Raw genomic sequence first — 2,717 nt, forward strand, 5'->3', positions numbered from 1 at the left:
CCCCGGCGGCGGGTGGGACCGGTGCCGGGCGTGCCCGGCGCGCCGGCCGTGGCGGCGGAGACGGTCGGCAGTCTGGCGCCGGTGGGCCGCTGACTCGTACGCCGGCCTCGGTGAGCTGTTAAAAGGGGGCCCCTCCTCTACGGAATGCGTTAAGAGGGGCCCCCTCCTTACACCTCAGCCGATCGCGGCGGTCAGCGCGGCCAGGTAGCCGTAGCGGTAGCCGTCGGCGTTCGGGTGGTACGCCTCGATCACGCCGCTGACGTCGCGGATCCACGGCTGGGCCGCGCACACGCCGTGCCCGGTGAAGTACGGCCGGGCGTCGACGAAGGTGGCCCCGGCCGCGCCGGCCCGGTCGGCGGTGACCCCGTTCAGCACGTCCGCGGCCTGGTTGAGGATGGTGCGCTTGTAGCTGCTCATGGCGAGCAGGCCGCAGTACCCGGTCTCGAACAGCCGCGGGTAGCCCAGCACCACCAGCCGGGCGTTCGGCGCCCGCTCGCGGATCGCGGCGTAGGTGGCGTCGAGCCGGCCGGGCAGCGTGGCGGTGGCGAACGCCTTGGCCCCGGCCACCGCGCTCTCGCAGCTCGACGTGCTGCCGAAGCGACAGCTGGTCATCACGTCGGCGAAGCCGGCGTCGTTGCCGCCGATGGTGATGGTGACGAGCGTGGTGCTCGCACTGAGCTGCCCGACCTGGTTGTTCCGGACGTCGGCGGTGACCGCCCCGCCGCAGGCGGGGAAGCGGAAGCTGGTGACCGCGTGCGCCGCGGCCCAGAGCGGGGCGTACGACTTCTGGCTGCGCAGGCAGGTGGAGAAGTCGTACGGCCCGGCGCCGACGCCGGAGGAGTAGGAGTCGCCCAGGGCGACGTAGTTGACGGTGGCCGCGCGGGCCGCGCCGGGCAGGAGCACGGCGCCGAGGACGGCCGCCAACACCGCGGCGAGGGCGGTACGGACGCGACGGGACATGACAGGACCTCCACGGGACAGGGGTGGTGGAGCCCGTTGACCGCGCGCGTGGCCGAGGGGTCGTGCTTGTTACTAGTCGGTAATGCTATCGAAACATTCCCAAGAATTGAATAGCCGACGGCACAGATCCGTTTACATGCGTCGATTAGGTTGACCGGTGCGTACCCCCGACGGAGGGAGTCCCACCCGTGCGACGCGCACTCACGGCGGCGATCGCCGCCCTGACCCTCACCACCGCCGGCACCACCGTGACCGGCGCCCCCGGCCTGGCCTCCCCGACCGGATCAGGCCGACCGCAACCCGCGGCGGCGACCCCGACGCCGGGCAGCCCCGGGCTGGGCGACAGCTACTTCCCCGACTACGGCAACGGCGGATACGACGTCGACCACTACGACATCCGGCTGCGCTACGAGCCGGCCACCGACCGGCTCGGCGGCACCACCACGATCCTGGCCACCGCCCGCAAGGACCTGTCCCGCTTCAACCTCGACTTCGCGCTCGACGTCGAATCGGTCCGGGTCAACGGCCTGGTCGCCGGGTTCGCCCGGGCCGGCGACCACGAACTGGTGGTCACTCCGGCCCGGCCCCTGACCAGGGGCCAGCAGCTCACCGTGGTGGTGAGGTACGCCGGCGTCCCGTCGCAGACGAAGGTCTACGGCTACACGGCCTGGACCCGGACGGCCGACGGAGCGCTCGCGGTCAACGAACCCGAGTCGGCCTGGTGGTGGTATCCGAGCAACGACCACCCGAAGGACAAGGCCACCTGGGACATCTCGGTCTCGGTGCCGACCGGCGTCGAGGTGGTCAGCAACGGGGTACAGCCGCGCGACCCGCTGCCGGAGGCCGGCAACCGCACCCGGTGGAGCTGGCGCAGCGTCAAACCCGGCGCCACCTACCAGGCGTTCCTGGCCATCGGGCAGTACGACATCGTCACCGGCACCGCGCCGGACGGGCAGCCGGTGGTGAACGCGTACAGCACCACGCTGGGCGAGCGCGGTCCGGCGGCCCGGGCCAGCATCGAGCGGACCGCCGAGATCGTCGAGTGGGAGAGCGGGCTGTTCGGCCCGTACCCGTTCGAGGCGCAGGGCGGCGTGGCCGGGCCGATCGACGGCATCGGCTTCGCGCTGGAGACGCAGACCCGACCGGTCTACGGCCCCGGCTTCTGGCGGCGCGGTGCGAACCCGTACGTGGTGGTGCACGAGAACGCACACCAGTGGTTCGGCGACTCGGTCTCGGTGGCGGCCTGGCGCAACGTCTGGCTGAACGAGGGCTTCGCCTCGTACGCCGAGTGGCTCTGGTCGGAGGAGCAGGACGAGGGCACCGCCCAACAGCTGTTCGACTTCACCTACTCCAGCTACCCGGCCGACTCGGAGTTCTGGCACGTCCTTCCCGGTGACCCCGGCGCGGACCGGGTCTTCGACGACGCCGTCTACGACCGCGGCGCGATGGCGCTGCACCAGATCCGGCTGGCCGTCGGCGACCCGGCGTTCTTCCGGATCCTGCGCGCCTGGACGGCCCAGCGCCAGTACGGCAACGGCACCATCGAGCAGTTCCAGGCACTCGCGGAACGCGTCTCCGGACGCGACCTCGACCCGGTGTTCACCACCTGGCTGTTCACCGCCGGCCGCCCGGAGGTGGGCGCCGCCGCGCGGGCCACCTCGGCCCCGACCCGACCCGACTCCTGGGCGAGGATCCGGGCCGGGCACGACCTGCTCGGCCGCTGACCGACGCCGGCCGCGTCCGCTCCCCCACCGGCG

At 72.4% G+C, this 2,717-nt stretch carries 2 protein-coding genes; one reads left to right on the forward strand and one right to left on the reverse strand.

All coding sequences use genetic code 11. The annotated features are described in order from the left end of the window. Positions 1–174: 174 nt before the first annotated feature. A complete protein-coding gene (locus tag HUW36_RS30290; protein ID WP_174531214.1) occupies positions 175–960 on the reverse strand; it encodes an SGNH/GDSL hydrolase family protein in 786 nt (261 codons plus the stop codon). 188 nt (positions 961–1,148) lie between these two features. Between HUW36_RS30290 and HUW36_RS30295 the strand changes: the two genes are divergently transcribed. After that, positions 1,149–2,684: a M1 family metallopeptidase gene (locus HUW36_RS30295; RefSeq protein ID WP_174531215.1), complete on the forward strand. Its 1,536-nt coding sequence runs from the start codon at positions 1,149–1,151 to the stop codon at positions 2,682–2,684. The last annotated feature ends 33 nt before the right edge of the window (positions 2,685–2,717 follow it).

Source organism: Micromonospora maritima (assembly GCF_902825405.1).
GTDB classification, from domain to species: domain Bacteria; phylum Actinomycetota; class Actinomycetes; order Mycobacteriales; family Micromonosporaceae; genus Micromonospora; species Micromonospora maritima.

Coding starts and splice junctions, on each gene's coding strand:
- HUW36_RS30290 (WP_174531214.1), bottom strand. CDS start 960: ATGTCCCGTCGCGTCCGTACCGCCCTCGCCGCGGTGTTGGCGGCCGTC.